This window comes from Fluviicoccus keumensis, assembly GCF_004217445.1.
In the GTDB taxonomy this organism is placed as follows: domain Bacteria; phylum Pseudomonadota; class Gammaproteobacteria; order Pseudomonadales; family Moraxellaceae; genus Fluviicoccus; species Fluviicoccus keumensis.
This window is the reverse complement of record NZ_SHKX01000001.1, coordinates 70,670-85,409: the sequence shown is the minus strand read 5'-3', so window position 1 is coordinate 85,409 and position 14,740 is coordinate 70,670. Positions and strand designations below refer to the sequence as shown.

Here is a 14,740-nt window from a genome sequence, read left to right as displayed (position 1 = left end):
AAGCAAGTTGTTGTTTTTGCTAGGCTTATTCAGCCAGCAGCGCGTCAGCGTGGGGCGCATTATAGGCCCCCAGAATATCCTGTCAACGCATTTCAGGGAGATTCACACCGAGTGACCGGATTTCATCCAAAAACACCATATTGCGCTTATTTATTAATCCGCGCGGATTGAATCGCTCGTTTAATAACCGGTGTACGTAACGCCATCATGACCAATAATAATAGCGCATAGGGCCAAACTGCCCAGATACCCAGTTTTTTCAGCCAGATGAAATGTATTAACGCCAGAAATGCAATCAGATATACCGCTTTATGCAAACGCAGCCAGTTATGACCGAGTTTTCTTTGCCATTGGCGAGTCGAGGTTAGGCCGAGCGGCAACAGCAAAAGCCAGGCCATGAAGCCGACAACGATATAGGGCCGCTTGACTATCTCCCGGACAAGGGCCACCCACTCTCCTTCCAGGAAAAACACCGCGTAGCAGGACAAATGAATGCATGCGTAAAAGAGCGCGCCAAGGCCCAACCTGCGACGATAGCGGACCCACCCGTTCATACCGGTAATAATCCGCAGCGGCGTCATAGCCAGCGTCAACCAAAGCAGGCGAATGGTCCAGAGCCCGCTGCTATCCACCAGCGCCTTGGCAGGATCCGGCCCCAAATGCCCGGTAATCGCCTGGCCGATCATGATCAGCAACGGCAAAGACAGGCCCGTCCAAACCAGCAGACTGACGAATTTCTGCCATGAACCGGCCCGCATTTTAGAAAAACCTCCTGAGATCCATGCCGGAATACAGTCCGGCCACCTCACGCGCATAGCCGTTAAACGGCAAGGTCGGCCGCCAGTTGGGATTGAACAATGAAGCAGGCAAACGTCGCTCTCGGGCTTGTGACCAACGAGGATGATCCACCGCCGGATTGACGTTGGCGTAGAACCCATATTCATTGGGAGCCATCATTGCCCAGGTGGTGCGTGGCTGGGTGGCGGTAAAGCGAACTCTCACGATGGATTTGATGCTCTTGAATCCATATTTCCAGGGAACAATCAACCGCAATGGCGCTCCGTTTTGCGGCGGCAAGCTGCGACCATAAACTCCGACAGCCATGATCGTCAGCGGATGCAGCGCCTCATCAAGACGCAAGCCTTCCACGTAAGGCCAGTCCAGTGCGCGGCTTTTCTGGTTTGGAAACTGCGCCGAATCCTCCAGCGTCGTGAACTCTACATACTTGGCCTCTGCCTTGGGATCGAAACGGCTCAACAAATCCCCTAAGGGGAATCCCAACCATGGCACAACCATTGACCAGGCTTCCACGCAACGGAAGCGATATATGCGATCTTCAAGCGTGTGAGGCTTCAGGATGTCTTCCAGCGTGTAGCTGCCGGGCTTGTTGCACAAGCCGTCCACCGTAACCCGCCATGGATCCGGGCGGAAATCCGCAGACCGTTCGGCAGGATCTTCCTTGTCGAGCCCGAACTCGTAGAAATTGTTATAGGTGCTGACACTGTCATAGGGCGTCAAGGATTCGCCGGTCGTATTCGCCCCCCCTTTTCGACCGGCTATTTTTTGCCGAAGCCAAGCCGGTGCGTTGGCGCGATCAGCTTGCGCCACATAGGCGGGGCCGGCAGCGTTCGCCTGAGCAGGCAGCAAGGCGGCCATCCCCAGATACCCCAACCCGGCAAGCAGGTCGCGACGTTTGAGGAATACCGATTCGGGCGTGATGTCATCAGATGCGACCGGGGAGCCGGTCAGGGAGCGGTTGGGCATGGCGATCTCCTGCGCCGCGCCCAACCCGTGGGGATCAGGCGGCGGGACGTAATTTGTTCCACAGCGCGGTAACCGGCGCTGAAGCGGCATAAACAATCGATACGGCCAGCAATCCGATCGGCAGGTCATTGGCGACAATTCCAATGACAAGCACGACCGGCAGCATCACCGCGAACGGCACCCGGCTACGATCCAGCTGCTTGAAGCTGTAGTAGCGGAAATTACTGACCATCAAAAAGCCGGCCAGAACCGTCATGATGGCCGGCAGGATGGCGTAATCGCCGTCAAGGCCCGGGATATGGTTATCCACCGAGGCCCAGACCATGCTGGCAACCAAAGCCGCCGACAACGGGCTGGCAAGGCCGATGAAATAACGCTTGTCGACGCTGCCGATCTGTACATTGAACCGTGCGAGCCGGAATGCTGCCGATGTCAGGTAGATAAAGGCGCAAATCCAGCCAAACTTGCCAAGATGATTCAGGCTCCAGCTATAAGCCAGCAAAGCCGGTGCAACGCCGAACGAGACCAGGTCGGACAACGAATCATATTGCTCCCCAAAAGCGCTTTGGGTATTGGTCATCCGCGCTACACGGCCATCCATACCGTCAAAAACCGCCGCCATGAATATGGCCTTGGCGGCCGGTTCGAACTGGCCCTTCATGGCGGCGATGATGGCGTAGAAGCCGGAAAAAAGGGCTGCCGTGGTAAACAGGTTGGGTAACAGGTAAATCCCCTTGTTACGCACCTTTCGCCCGGCCCCGTCCTCTTCCTCTTCTTCTACCTCGAAGGTGATGCCTTCGTAGTCATCCTGATCATCAGTAGGTTTTTGCATGTGCGAAGCACCTGTCCGCTGGAAAACCCCGATGATAATCACGCCATCCGCCGGATGCTACGGCTTTGTTGATTGGATGCGTGTTATCGGGATTTTGTTTCAGTGAAAAAATGAAAAAGGGCGCAACCGGTGCGCCCTTTTCCCGAACAAGCCTGACAGATCAGTTCTTGGTCTGGTCGACCAGCTTGTTCTTGTGGATCCACGGCATCATCGCGCGCAGTTGGCCACCGACCACTTCGATCGGGTGGGCGGCGTTCAGGCGGCGACGGGCGGTCATGGACGGGTAGTTGGTGCGGCCTTCCAGGATGAACATCTTGGCGTATTCGCCGGTCTGGATGCGCTTCAGGGCGTTGCGCATGGCTTCACGGGACTGCTCGTTGATGACTTCCGGACCGGTCACGTATTCACCGTATTCGGCATTGTTGGAAATCGAGTAGTTCATGTTGGCGATGCCGCCTTCGTACATCAGGTCGACGATCAGCTTCAGCTCGTGCAGGCACTCGAAGTAGGCCATTTCCGGAGCATAGCCGGCTTCCACCAGGGTTTCGAAGCCCATCTTCACCAGTTCCACGGCACCGCCGCACAGCACGGCCTGTTCGCCGAACAGGTCGGTTTCGGTTTCTTCGCGGAAGTTGGTTTCGATGACGCCGCCCTTGGTGCCGCCATTGGCCGCTGCGTAGGACAGGGCGATCTGTTTGGCGTTACCGGACTTGTCCTGGTAGATGGCGATCAGGGACGGCACGCCGCCGCCCTTCAGGTATTCGGAACGCACGGTGTGGCCCGGGCCCTTCGGGGCGACCATGATCACATCGAGGTCGGCGCGGGGAACAACCTGATTGTAGTGAACGTTGAAGCCGTGGGCGAAAGCCAGCGTGGCGCCCTGCTTGATGTTGGGAGCAACGTTGTTGGCGTAGACTTCCGGAATGTTTTCGTCCGGCAGCAGGATCATGACGAGATCGGCGCCCTTCACGGCTTCGTCCACTTCGGCGACCTTGATGCCGGCAGCTTCGACCTTGGTCCAGGAAGCGCCGCCCTTGCGCAGGCCGACGGTGACGTCAACGCCGGAATCGCGCAGGTTCTGGGCATGGGCGTGGCCTTGCGAGCCGTAGCCGATGATGGAGACCTTCTTGCCGCGGATGATGGAAAGGTCGGCGTCTTTATCGTAATAAACTTGCATGAGAGTTCCTCTTGGTTGGGGGGACCGGGGATCGCCCCGAGCCTGGCCCTCCCCGTCCGGGAAGGGCATGGTTAGCGTTAAATACTCAGAACCTTTTCGCCGCGGGCGATGCCCGAGACACCGCTGCGCACAACTTCCAGCACCGTCGTTTCCGACAGCGCCTGGATGAAGGCATCCAGCTTGTCGGAGGTGCCGGCCAGCTGCAGCGTGTAGGTGGTGGGCGTGACGTCGACGATCTGGCCGCGGAAGATATCCGCCGTGCGCTTGATCTCGGCGCGGATGGCGCCGGTCGCCTTGACCTTGATCAGCATCAGCTCGCGCTCGATGTGCGCGCCTTCACTGAGGTCGACGACCTTGACCACTTCCACCAGCTTGTTCAGTTGCTTGGTGACCTGCTCGATCTTCTGTTCGTCGCCATTGGTGGTGAGCGTCAGGCGGGACAGGGTGGGATCGTCGGTCGGGGCGACGGTCAGCGTTTCAATGTTGTAGCCGCGTTGGGAGAACAGGCCGACCAGGCGCGACAGCGCGCCCGGCTCGTTTTCCATCAGGACAGAAATGATACGACGCATGATCAGGTACGCTCCGTTTTCGACAGCCACATGTCACGCATGGAGTTACCCTGGATCTGCATCGGGTACACATGCTCGAACTGGTCCACATAGACATCCAGGAACACCAGGCGATCCTTCATCGCCATGGCTTCACGCATCTTGCTTTCCAGTTGGGCGGGGTCGGTGATCTTCATGCCGACGTGGCCATAAGCTTCCACCAGCTTGACGAAGTCCGGCAACGACTCCATGTAGGAGTTGGAGTGACGACCTTCATACTGCATGTCCTGCCACTGCTTCACCATGCCGAGGGCGCGGTTGTTCAGGTTGAGGATCTTGACCGGCAGGCCGTATTGCAGGCAGGTGGACAGCTCCTGGATGTTCATCTGGATGGAGGCTTCGCCGGTGATGCAGACCACGGTTTCTTCCGGGAAGGCCATCTTGACGCCCATCGCGGACGGCAGGCCGAAGCCCATGGTGCCGAGACCGCCGGAATTGATCCACTGACGCGGACGGTCGTACTTGTAGTACAACGCGGCGAACATCTGGTGCTGGCCAACGTCGGAGGTGATGATGGCCTTGCCGTCGGTCACCTTGTACAGCATCTCGACCACTTCCTGCGGTTTCATCTCGCCCGGCTTGGCGGGCTCGTAACGCAGGCCGTGATGGGCGCGCCACTGGTTGATCTGGTTCCACCACTGGGCCATGGCGTCGGGATTGGGCTTGCTGACGCCCAGCTGCTTGAGCTGTGACAACATTTCCGTCAGCACCGGCTCGACCGCGCCGACAATGGGAATGTGCGCCGACACGGTCTTGGAGATCGCGGCCGGATCGATGTCGATATGGATGACCTTGGCGCCGGTGCAGAACTTCTTCGGGTTGTTGGTTACGCGGTCGTCAAAGCGCGCGCCGATAGCCAGGATCAGGTCGGAATGGTGCATGGCCATGTTGGCTTCGTAGGTGCCATGCATGCCCAACATGCCGATGAACTGCGGATCGGTGCCGGGGAATGCGCCGAGGCCCATCAGGGTGTTGGTGACCGGATAGTTCAGCAGGTGCGCCAGTTCGGTGAGCAGGTGCGAGGCATTGCCCTGCACCACGCCGCCACCGGTATAGATGACGGGACGCTTGGCCTGGACGAGCTCATCGATCGCCTTGCGGATCTGGCCGGCATGACCGCGTCCGGGCGGATTGTACGAACGCATCTTGACCTTTTCAGGATACTCGTACGGGAACTTGTCGTTGGGGTTGGTGCAATCCTTGGGAATATCGATGACTACCGGACCGGGACGACCGGAAGCGGCGATGTAGAACGCCTTCTTCACCATGCCCGGAATGTCGGAAGCCTTGCGGACCTGGAAGCTGTGCTTCACGATCGGGCGGGAAATGCCGACCATGTCGGTTTCCTGGAAGGCGTCTTCACCGATCAGGTGCGACGGCACCTGGCCCGAAATGACGACCATCGGGATCGAGTCCATGTAGGCTGTTGCGATGGCCGTGACGGTATTGGTTGCGCCGGGGCCGGAAGTCACCAGCACCACGCCGGTCTTGCCGGTGGCGCGGGAATAACCGTCGGCCATGTGGCCGGCCGCCTGTTCATGGCGGACCAGAATGTGCTTGACCTTGTCTTGCCGGAAGACCGCGTCGTAAATGTGCAGCACCGCGCCGCCGGGGTAGCCGAACAGATATTCCACCCCCTCGTCGGCGAGGGCGCGGATGAGCATATCACCACCAGATAAAAGTTCCACGAGTATCACCCTTGCAGATGGCAGCCTGGCTGCCTGTCGACTGGATCAGAGGGGCTCCGCCTGACTCGTTGCCGGCACCGGTTGGGTGCGCTGCGACCTCGGGCCGGGTAGGCCGCTACTGTCTGACAAGTCGTTTCTTCCGGCCCGCGTTCAGCGGGTCCGGACCGGCATCGCCTCGGTTGGGTGGCGCAAGAGGGTGACTTGCGGCACAACAACCCGTCCACTAAAAAGGGTAACATTTTTTAGACTTAGGCCGCCCGTGTCAAGTCATGGCGGCTTTTTTTTGGAACCAGACAGCGGAATACACTTTCTTACACGCCGCATGCCTTATCAACTTCACGCAAAGAGGCTATATTCGTTGCCATAAGCCGTCTCATATTATGGCTGGAGCCATTCAACGATGAACAAGCAACTCATAACAATAACCTTATTCGGCATGCTCTCGCTGAGCGCCTTCGCCGGCGAAAACTTCTACAAGTGGGTGGATGACAAGGGTATTACGCATTATTCCCAAAGCCCTCCCGAAGCCAATGGCAAGCCCTCGACCGTCCAGACCGTCAATGTCCGTACCCGTATCCCGGTGGATAGCGAACAGGCCATCGCCGATCTGGAAAAGAAGCGTCAGGATCAGGCCAAAAACCGCGATGATTCCGACAAGAAGGCTAGCGACAGCAAGACCACACTGTCTGCCAAAGAAAAGGAAAAGGCCCTGAACAAACCCAACTGCCCTATCTGGAAACAGGACATGGAGACATTGCAGAAAGCCAATGTCAGCATGGATGACGGCAAGGGCGGCGTGAAGACGATGACCGAGGAAGACAAAAAGAAACGCATGGAAGAAACGCAGAAACACATCAAGGAATACTGCATGTAATGCCCGCTGGCAGCGCGGGCGCGTCCTGTATCCGGATCAGGGCGCGTCCGCCTCGCCAGCAGTCGTATCCACGACTGGAAAAAGACTCTTCTCCAGCACCGGCAAGACCTTGGCCATTTCCCCTCCCAATGATATCTGCGGCTCCGAAGGCTGGAAGCCCTCCTCCTTTTCGCGCTGGGAAATCGATTTTTTTGCAGAGGCGAAAGCTTCCAGCAGCGAGTGATCCTGACGCAGCGACTCATCGAAGAAGGCCCGGCCGAAATACGTAAAGTCCGCGTCATCGGAGCAACCGAAAGAGGTCTTGTCAGCGGCGGCGGCCGTAATCACCAAGGAACCGGGGGTTTTCAGCGCCGGAATGAACGCGCCCGAATAGCAGGATGACAACACAATCACCCGCCAGCGGATGCCCGCCTTGTCAAGCGCCGTCCTCAGCCAGACAGGGGTAATACCCTGCAGCTGCAAGGGTTGGTGACTGAGCTCGAACAACCCGTCACGCGAACCATGCGAGGTCATGAACAGGAACAGGACATCCTCGTCCGGGTTCATGCGCTTGCCCAGCGTTTCCAGGGCGCGGGCGATGCTGGTGCGCGTGGCGATCGGCTGGGTCAACGCGGTGTCATCGTCATTGATCAGCACCAGGGAATGCCCCTGGGTATCAAACCGGGTATCGAACAGACTCTGCACCGACTCCGTTTCACGACGAAATACGTTCTGATAGGCGGCCCCGCCGATCCCCAGGAAATACCAGTCCACTTTCCCCGGCGTCCCCGGCTCCACTCGCGCCAACGCACGATTGAGCAGCAAGGGCTGCATGTAAAAAGCGGCTTCCTCGGTGATGCGGGGCGGCGGCGCATCGCCGACCTCGGTTTCCGCGTACCACAGCCGCTGATCGGAGAACAGATAGGACCAGCCATAGAGGAACGTCAGGGCTGCAGCCATGACAATGATCCGCAACCACCAGGTCCAGGCCAGCTGGCGACCAAAGACCACGATCAGGCTGACTGTCGGCCAGGCGAACAGCCCCAGATAAATGTCAGGAACCCAGTCGCCCAGCCAGACCGGCAGCCACTCTTCCTGACCCGCCCACTGGATACCGGACTGGATCAGGCCGACAATGATATCGGCGGCCAGCCACAGGATCGCCGGCCCCAGCACCAATCGCCAAACGCCATAGCGCTGCGCCAGGAACACCCCGAAGATCAGCCAGAAAAACGGCGGCAGCAGGAATACGGCAAAGCCCACCGGATCCGGGGCGCCGGGAAACCCCTCGCTGACCATGTCGAAGGTGAGGCTGGTGAGCAGGCTGCCCGCAAGGAAACACAGGAACTGGATCGGTGCGGGATGCAGATGACTGAACGCGCGACGGAGACCGACCAGCATACACAGGGCGGCCAGAATGTTGTCGGCGAAGGAACGCAGGAAAAGGCCAAGCGGCCGATGGGACATGACGGAAGTATCCTTGGGATTCCGCGCCGGATAATAGCAAGAATCTTGGGGGCGGACAGCCCCTGCCTTGGTCTACAGCAATGGGGCGATGTCGAGGTGTGACGCCAGCGCCTCCGGTGACCCGTCCGGCAAATAAGGGACAATCCCCAGACACGGCGCGGGCAGCAGATTGCGCAAGGTCGCCAGGTTGCCCTCGGGGTCAGCCATGTCGGGGTCAACACGGTTGCCAACCCAACCCGCCAGCCGCAAGCCATCCTTCAGGATCGCTTCGGCCGTCAGGATGGCGTGATTCAGGCAGCCCAGACGCAAGCCTATCACCAGCACCACCGGCATCCTCAGGTCCTTGGGCAAGGCGGACAGCAATTCGCGGTCGCTGATCGGTACGCGCCAGCCGCCCGCCCCCTCGACCAACGCCAGATCGGGACGGTGCGACAATCCGGCGCGGACAAAACCGGTCAGCTGGGTGATGGTCAGGCGTCGACCCGCAGCCTTCGCAGCCAGATGCGGCGACAACGGCGCTTCCAGAGCCACCGGATTCACCTCCGGATAGCTCACCTTGACCGTACTCTCCGCCTGCAGCATCAGGGCATCGCTGTTGCGCAGGCCGTCGGGCGTCTGCTCGCAACCGGCGGCGACGGGTTTCAACCCCAGCGTGGACAACCCTTGCTTCCGCGCCCGCGCCAGCAAGGCGCAGGCAACCGTGGTCTTGCCGATCCCGGTATCGGTTCCGGTCAGAAAATAGGCTTTCATGGTTTGTATCCCGTAATGAGCAAAACGTCGTAACGCAGCGGCAGTCCTGCCGGTGTCCGGTAGGGCTCCATGGCCGACTCCAGCGCTTGCAACTTTCCCTTGCCCCACATGCCGCTCCGGCGCGGCGACAGGGTTTCATTCGCACCGATGCGTTTGAAGGCCCGCAGCAACTCGCGGACGGTCGGATAATACTGGAACAGGGGCGTCACGGCCTGCGTCTGGATTTTCAGGTTGTGACGAAGCAAGGTTTCAGCCCAGGCTCCGGACGACAGGAAACGATTGATCGGGGGATTTTCCTCAACCCGCTCCCAGGCCGCCGAGAGTTCCCCCAGCGTTCCGGCAACCGGCACTGCCAGCCGGAAACAGCCCTGTGCGGCCAACACACGGTATAGCTCCGAGGCAAACCGGTCCGGCGAAGACAGCCATTGCAGGGCGAAATTACTGACCAGAAGATCGATGCTGCCGGAGGCGACGGGCATGGCGGCGGCATCCGCCTGAATGCAACGCAGGGAGGGATGCATCCGGACGGCGGATTGCAGCATCGGACGGGCAATATCCAGCGCCAGCACCTCGGTCACCTCCGGCTGCGCCGCCAACTGCCCTGCCAGCCAGCCGGTGCCGCAGCCAACATCCAGCGCCCGGCCCTTGGCCCGGATACCGGTCAGCAAGGCTGCCGCGGAGTGCCGCTGCGCCAGGGCCTCGGCATCATAGGCGTGGGCGGCATCGCCAAACCGTTGCGCGATCCGCGCCTGCTCCGGCATCACCATCGAAGCTGTCACCCTGTCACTCCCGCCGTGCGTGCACAGACCCACTCGCAGAAGCGCTCCGGCTCGCTCAGGAACGGCACATGCGCCGAATCCGCGAAGCACGTAGCTTCATGAAGCGCGTGAACACCGGCCGCCGGTGGAACCAGGGTGTCGCCCAATCCGCCCAGCCAGGCGACGGGGCAGGACAGCTGCGGCAGCAGCGGACGGATATCCTCCTGCCCGAGCCAGTCCAGTTGCCTTTCAAGCCGGGCCGCCGGGGCCGGCAAAACCTTGCCGCACCGAGCCTGCAGTTCGCGGCGGTCCGCCCGCGCATCCGCTCCGCCCAGACACTGCAGCGAGAGAAACCGTTGCCACGCTGCCTGCGGATCCCTCGCGAAGTCACGGCGGAAATCGGCAAAGACCGCAGCGGGCATGGCATGGGCATGATCATCACGCTGGACAAAACACGGATTGACCGCCACCAGCAGCAGCTGACGGACCCGCGCGGGAAATGCCGCCGCATAATGCGCCGCGACGACTCCGCCCAGTGACCATCCCAGCCAGACCGCATTGGCGGGCGTTCTGGCATGCAACCGGGCGAGATAATCGCGGATCTCCCCTTCCCCGCCATCGAGCAGGTCCAGCGCAGTGACCTCGAAACGAGCCTGCAAAGCCAGCAGCAACGGCGTCCACACCGCCGCAGGGGTGCCCCATCCGGCCAGCAAGACCAGCGGCGGGCGGCTCATAACCCGGACTCCCGCAGCTCCGACAGCGCCGCCAGCAGGGCGTCCACATCGTCATGGTTATGCGAGGCGGTCAGGGTAATCCGCAACCGCGACTGCCCGACCGGGACCGTTGGCGGGCGGATCGCCGTCACCCAGAAGCCGCGCTTTTCCAGAGCGGCGCTCAGGGCCAGCGCCCGGGATTCCTCCCCCAGCAGCAGCGGCTGAATGGCGGTCTCGCTGGGCATCAGCGGCCAGCCTTGCGCCAGCGCCTCACGACGGAAACGTCGGATCAATTGTTGCAAATGCTCCCGCCGCCAAGTCTCCGCTTGCACCAGACGCAGACTTTGCCGGGTAGCCGCCGCCAGCGCGGGCGGCATGGCGGTGGTATAGATGAATGGTCGCGCGAAATTGGTCAGGTAATCAATCAAGGTGCGACTTCCCGCCACAAAAGCGCCGAACGTGCCCAGCGCCTTCCCCAGCGTCGCCATGTAAACGGGTATATCGTCCGCCGAACAACCGGAAGCAGCTGGTGCGCCCTGCCCCTGCGGCCCCAGCACGCCAAAGCCGTGGGCGTCATCCACCATCAGCGCGGCCTGATGCTCGCGCGCCAGCGCAGCCAGTCCGGGCAATGGAGCCTGATCGCCATCCATGCTGAACACGGCGTCGGTCACGAGCAGACGGGCGTTGGCATCTGTCGTTTCCAGCAAGGTGCGCAAATGGGCCAAATCATTATGGCGATAGCGCTGGAATCGGGCCGCCGAGGTCAATCCGCCATCCAGCAGCGAGGCATGGTTCAGCCGGTCTTCGAAAACCGCATCCCCCCGTCCGGCCAGCGCCTGGATAAGGCCGAGATTGGCCATGTAACCGGTGGAAAAAAGCAAGGCGGCTTCGCGCCCGGTGAAGGCCGCCAACTCTTCTTCCAGCGCCTGGTGTTCGCGGGTATGACCACAAACCAGGTGCGCGGCGCCGCTGCCAACGCCGTAGCGACCGGCCGCGTCCACCAGCGCCGCCTGCACCTGCGGGTGAGCCGCCAATCCCAGATAGTCGTTGCTGGAGAAATTGCGGAAACGGCGTCCGTCCCGCACCAGCCAGACGCCTTGGGCGGAGTCGTGGGTCTTGCTCTGGCGCAGCCGCTGTTGCAAGCGGCGTTCCGCCAGCTTTTCGTCCAGGCGGAAGGCTTGCAGGGACATGGGAAAGGCTCCTGCGCCCGCGGCCTGACGCCGCGAACGCAACGACCGTCAGGCTGACATGGCGTCACGCCAGAGCGTGGCGGGTTTGGGCGTGACCGGCAGGCTGTCGGCCACCGCAGTCTCGACCTGCAAGGCGTGAATACCCAGCTTGTCGAACAGCTGACGGTCGGCATGGGTTTCGGGATTGCTGGTGGTCAGCAGTTTCTCACCATAAAAGATGGAGTTGGCGCCGGCGAAGAAGCACCAGGCCTGCAGCTGCTCGTTCATTTTTTCGCGGCCGGCGGACAGGCGCACAAAGGACTTCGGCATGATGATGCGGGCGACCGCCACGGTGCGGACGAATTCGAACGGCTCCAGGTCATCCACATCACCCAGCGGCGTCCCGGCGATTTTCACCAGCATGTTGATGGGCACCGAATCCGGATGCTCGGGCAGATTGGCCAGTTCCATCAGCAAGCCAATGCGGTCTTCACGCTTCTCGCCCATGCCGATGATGCCGCCGGAACACACCTTGATACCCGCTTCGCGCACATGCGCCAGCGTGTTCAGGCGGTCTGCATAGCTGCGGGTGGTGATGATCTTGCCGTAATACTCCGGCGAGGTGTCGAGGTTGTGGTTGTAGTAATCGAGTCCGGCTTCACCCAGGGCTTTCGCCTGCTCCGGGGCCAGCATGCCCAGCGTCATGCAGGTTTCCAGACCCAGCGCCTTCACCTGCTTCACCATTTCCAGCACATAGGGCATATCCTTGTCGCGCGGGCTGCGCCAGGCGGCGCCCATGCAGAAACGGCTGGCGCCCGTGGATTTCGCGGCCTTGGCCTCGTTGACCACCTTCTCGATTTCCAGCAGCTTTTCCTTGTCGAGGCCGGTATCATAATGGCCGGACTGCGAGCAGTATTTGCAGTCTTCCGGGCAAGCGCCGGTCTTGATCGACAGCAGCGTGCTGACCTGGACTGCGTTGGGGTCGAAATGCTCCCGGTGCACGGTTTGCGCCCGGAACAGCAGATCGTTGAACGGCAGGTCGAACAAGGCGCGCAGCTCGGCGCGGCTCCAGTCATGGCGGACAGCGGTCATCGGATTCCCCCGGAATGTTGAACCAAGCGGTTGCTTGGTATGTTGCCCGTATGGATACGGGCCGTCAAGTTTCAAGGATGGAAAAACTTTACCATGATCTCGCTGATTAAACACCTGCTGCTGCCGGGCTCCCCCTGCCTGTTATGCCGGGCCATAACCGGCAGCGTCTCCGGGCTGTGCCGCGACTGCCTGCCTGACCTGCCCCTGACCGGCGCGGACTGCACCGCCTGCGGCATGCCCGAGGCCGAACCCGGCAGTTGTCCCTGCAGCCCGGCCGACTGGCCGTTCAGCGCCGTGCTGTGCGCCGCCTACTACCGCTTCCCGATGGATCATCTGATCCACCAGTTCAAGGAGTTGCCGCGCCATGAGTCCGCCCGGCCGCTGGCCTGGCTGCTGGCGTCACGGGTGCGCCGCCATGCGGGCGCTCGGCCGGCCGTGCTGATTCCGGTTCCGGCGGCCATGGAAAGACTGCAAGCCCGGGGGTTTGACCAGGCCCTGGAACTGGCGCGGGAAACCGGCCGCCTGTTGCGGATTCCGGTGCGGACGGATGTCTTCGAGCGCCGTCGCGGCCTGCCCGCCCAGAAAGGGCTGAACGCCGCCCAGCGCGACCGTAATATCCGCCTGGCGTTCAGGGCCGGAAAACTGCGCGGATTGCCCGACCATGTGGCGCTGGTGGATGACGTCCTGACCACGGGCGCAACCGTCAGGCATCTGGCGGAGATGCTGCAGCGCGCCGGGGTGGGACGGGTTGAGGTCTGGACGCTGGCCCGGACGCTGTGAGGCTTCGGAGCCGTGGCGGGGAATTACCTTTTAAAATACATACGTCTGGCCACTCTGTGACAGTTTGGGGTTAGAATAGACCGATTCGCTTCCATCCATCCTGGCCCCGCCGCGAGAGAGTATGACCTTATGCTGATGGCCTTTTCCCTGAACAAAGGTGCGCTTGAGCAGATTGCGATCAATGCCGCCGCTGATCTGGGACCGGAGGTCATCTGGGTGGATCTGATCAATCCCACCGACGAGGAACGCGACTGGATCCGCATTGCCTATGCCCAGGAATTGCCGACCATCGACGACCTGTACGAGATCGAGGCCAGCTCCCGCTTCTACGAGAATGACTACGGCCTGCACATCAGTTCGTATTTCCTGAACTACGCCGACAACAATCCCGAAAATATTTCCGCCGCCTTCATCTTCAACGGCGTGCGGCTGTTTACGCTGCGGGAAGAAGAACTGGCGGCGTTCCGGCTGTTCCGGATGCGCGGCCGCAAGGGTCTGGTCAACATCAACAATTCGAAATCCATCCTGCTGGGGCTGTTCGAAACCAAGGTGGAAAACCTGGCCGACATCCTGGAACGGATTCATGCCGACCTGGAAGAAACCAGCCGCCAGGTGTTGGGCAACGCCGAAAACGACGACATGGAATCGCTGCTGACCGCCATCGCGTCGCAGGAAGACATCAACGGCAAGGTGCGGATCTCGATGATCGACCTGCAGCGCATGCTGTACCTGCTGCTGCGCGCCGGCGTGCTGAACGCCGAGCAGAGCGAGCGCCTGCGCGATGTGATCCGTGACTCGGAGTCGCTGATCGCGCACAGTTCCTTCCTGTTCGACAAGATCAAGTTCCTGCTCGACACCACCCTCGGCTTCATCAACGTCAACCAGAACAAGATCATCAAGATCTTTTCGGTCGCCGCCGTGATGTTCCTGCCGCCCACCATGATCGCCAGCATTTACGGCATGAACTTCGAGTGGATTCCGGAACTGCACTGGCATCTGGGATATCCCTACGCCATCCTGCTGATGATCCTGTCCGCGGTCCTGCCCTACTGGTATTTCCGCCGCCGCGGCTGGCTCTAGGCCGGGTAT

General features: G+C 60.9%; 15 protein-coding genes. 3 read left to right on the top strand and 12 right to left on the bottom strand.

What is annotated here, in order from left to right; all coding sequences use genetic code 11:
* Positions 1-146: 146 nt before the first annotated feature.
* The 6 genes from EV700_RS00385 to EV700_RS00360 form a co-directional block, all read right to left on the bottom strand.
* A complete protein-coding gene (locus tag EV700_RS00385) occupies positions 147-758 on the bottom strand; it encodes a protein-methionine-sulfoxide reductase heme-binding subunit MsrQ (RefSeq protein WP_130410381.1) in 612 nt (203 codons plus the stop codon).
* A 1-nt stretch (position 759) separates the two neighbouring features.
* Complete coding sequence (gene msrP, locus EV700_RS00380; RefSeq protein ID WP_130410380.1) at positions 760-1,764, bottom strand: protein-methionine-sulfoxide reductase catalytic subunit MsrP; 1,005 nt, start codon at positions 1,762-1,764, stop codon at positions 760-762.
* Between the two features lie 34 nt (positions 1,765-1,798).
* The gene (gene pssA, locus EV700_RS00375; protein WP_130410379.1) at positions 1,799-2,596 is read right to left on the bottom strand and encodes a CDP-diacylglycerol--serine O-phosphatidyltransferase; all 798 of its coding nucleotides are present in this window, start codon (positions 2,594-2,596) and stop codon (positions 1,799-1,801) included.
* 160 nt (positions 2,597-2,756) lie between these two features.
* Positions 2,757-3,773: a ketol-acid reductoisomerase gene (gene ilvC / locus EV700_RS00370; protein ID WP_130410378.1), complete on the bottom strand. Its 1,017-nt coding sequence runs from the start codon at positions 3,771-3,773 to the stop codon at positions 2,757-2,759.
* A gap of 77 nt (positions 3,774-3,850) precedes the next feature.
* On the bottom strand, positions 3,851-4,342 hold the full coding sequence (gene ilvN, locus EV700_RS00365; RefSeq protein ID WP_130410377.1) for an acetolactate synthase small subunit: 492 nt from the start codon (positions 4,340-4,342) through the stop codon (positions 3,851-3,853).
* A gap of 2 nt (positions 4,343-4,344) precedes the next feature.
* Complete coding sequence (locus EV700_RS00360; RefSeq protein WP_130410376.1) at positions 4,345-6,069, bottom strand: acetolactate synthase 3 large subunit; 1,725 nt, start codon at positions 6,067-6,069, stop codon at positions 4,345-4,347.
* 400 nt (positions 6,070-6,469) lie between these two features.
* Here EV700_RS00360 and EV700_RS00355 point away from each other — a divergent pair, with 400 nt between their 5' ends.
* Positions 6,470-6,943, top strand: coding sequence for a DUF4124 domain-containing protein (locus tag EV700_RS00355; protein ID WP_130410375.1), 474 nt, complete (start codon positions 6,470-6,472; stop codon positions 6,941-6,943).
* Between the two features lie 36 nt (positions 6,944-6,979).
* Here EV700_RS00355 and EV700_RS00350 read toward each other — a convergent pair whose 3' ends face one another.
* The 6 genes from EV700_RS00350 to bioB form a co-directional block, all read right to left on the bottom strand.
* A complete protein-coding gene (locus tag EV700_RS00350; RefSeq protein ID WP_130410374.1) occupies positions 6,980-8,389 on the bottom strand; it encodes a C13 family peptidase in 1,410 nt (469 codons plus the stop codon).
* 72 nt (positions 8,390-8,461) lie between these two features.
* Positions 8,462-9,139 carry a dethiobiotin synthase gene (gene bioD, locus EV700_RS00345; RefSeq protein WP_130410373.1) on the bottom strand — a complete coding sequence of 226 codons (678 nt, stop codon included), beginning with the start codon at positions 9,137-9,139 and terminating at the stop codon, positions 8,462-8,464.
* Complete coding sequence (locus tag EV700_RS00340) at positions 9,136-9,918, bottom strand: methyltransferase domain-containing protein (protein ID WP_130410372.1); 783 nt, start codon at positions 9,916-9,918, stop codon at positions 9,136-9,138. The genes bioD and EV700_RS00340 overlap by 4 nt, the downstream gene beginning before the upstream one ends.
* Entirely contained in the window at positions 9,915-10,631 is a 717-nt protein-coding gene (locus EV700_RS00335) for an alpha/beta fold hydrolase (RefSeq protein ID WP_130410371.1), read from the bottom strand. Before EV700_RS00335 ends, EV700_RS00340 begins: the two co-directional genes overlap by 4 nt.
* Positions 10,628-11,800, bottom strand: a complete 1,173-nt coding sequence (gene bioF / locus EV700_RS00330; protein WP_130410370.1) for an 8-amino-7-oxononanoate synthase — start codon at positions 11,798-11,800, stop codon at positions 10,628-10,630. Before bioF ends, EV700_RS00335 begins: the two co-directional genes overlap by 4 nt.
* A 48-nt stretch (positions 11,801-11,848) precedes the next feature.
* On the bottom strand, positions 11,849-12,871 hold the full coding sequence (bioB, locus tag EV700_RS00325) for a biotin synthase BioB (protein ID WP_130410369.1): 1,023 nt from the start codon (positions 12,869-12,871) through the stop codon (positions 11,849-11,851).
* A 93-nt stretch (positions 12,872-12,964) separates the two neighbouring features.
* Here bioB and EV700_RS00320 point away from each other — a divergent pair, with 93 nt between their 5' ends.
* Positions 12,965-13,651, top strand: coding sequence for a ComF family protein (locus tag EV700_RS00320; protein ID WP_130410368.1), 687 nt, complete (start codon positions 12,965-12,967; stop codon positions 13,649-13,651).
* 135 nt (positions 13,652-13,786) lie between these two features.
* Positions 13,787-14,731 carry a magnesium/cobalt transporter CorA gene (gene corA / locus EV700_RS00315; RefSeq protein WP_207224531.1) on the top strand — a complete coding sequence of 315 codons (945 nt, stop codon included), beginning with the start codon at positions 13,787-13,789 and terminating at the stop codon, positions 14,729-14,731.
* Positions 14,732-14,740 lie beyond the last annotated feature (9 nt).

What these genes read in the sequence shown, in the direction of transcription:
- EV700_RS00335 (WP_130410371.1), bottom strand. Translation starts at nt 10,631, where the DNA reads ATGAGCCGCCCGCCGCTGGTCTTGCTGGCCGGATGGGGCACCCCTGCG.
- EV700_RS00320 (WP_130410368.1), top strand. Translation starts at nt 12,965, where the DNA reads ATGATCTCGCTGATTAAACACCTGCTGCTGCCGGGCTCCCCCTGCCTG.
- corA (WP_207224531.1), top strand. Translation starts at nt 13,787, where the DNA reads ATGGCCTTTTCCCTGAACAAAGGTGCGCTTGAGCAGATTGCGATCAAT.
- EV700_RS00350 (WP_130410374.1), bottom strand. Translation starts at nt 8,389, where the DNA reads ATGTCCCATCGGCCGCTTGGCCTTTTCCTGCGTTCCTTCGCCGACAAC.
- EV700_RS00385 (WP_130410381.1), bottom strand. Translation starts at nt 758, where the DNA reads ATGCGGGCCGGTTCATGGCAGAAATTCGTCAGTCTGCTGGTTTGGACG.
- ilvC (WP_130410378.1), bottom strand. Translation starts at nt 3,773, where the DNA reads ATGCAAGTTTATTACGATAAAGACGCCGACCTTTCCATCATCCGCGGC.
- pssA (WP_130410379.1), bottom strand. Translation starts at nt 2,596, where the DNA reads ATGCAAAAACCTACTGATGATCAGGATGACTACGAAGGCATCACCTTC.
- EV700_RS00355 (WP_130410375.1), top strand. Translation starts at nt 6,470, where the DNA reads ATGAACAAGCAACTCATAACAATAACCTTATTCGGCATGCTCTCGCTG.
- bioD (WP_130410373.1), bottom strand. Translation starts at nt 9,139, where the DNA reads ATGAAAGCCTATTTTCTGACCGGAACCGATACCGGGATCGGCAAGACC.
- bioF (WP_130410370.1), bottom strand. Translation starts at nt 11,800, where the DNA reads ATGTCCCTGCAAGCCTTCCGCCTGGACGAAAAGCTGGCGGAACGCCGC.
- bioB (WP_130410369.1), bottom strand. Translation starts at nt 12,871, where the DNA reads ATGACCGCTGTCCGCCATGACTGGAGCCGCGCCGAGCTGCGCGCCTTG.
- ilvN (WP_130410377.1), bottom strand. Translation starts at nt 4,342, where the DNA reads ATGCGTCGTATCATTTCTGTCCTGATGGAAAACGAGCCGGGCGCGCTG.
- msrP (WP_130410380.1), bottom strand. Translation starts at nt 1,764, where the DNA reads ATGCCCAACCGCTCCCTGACCGGCTCCCCGGTCGCATCTGATGACATC.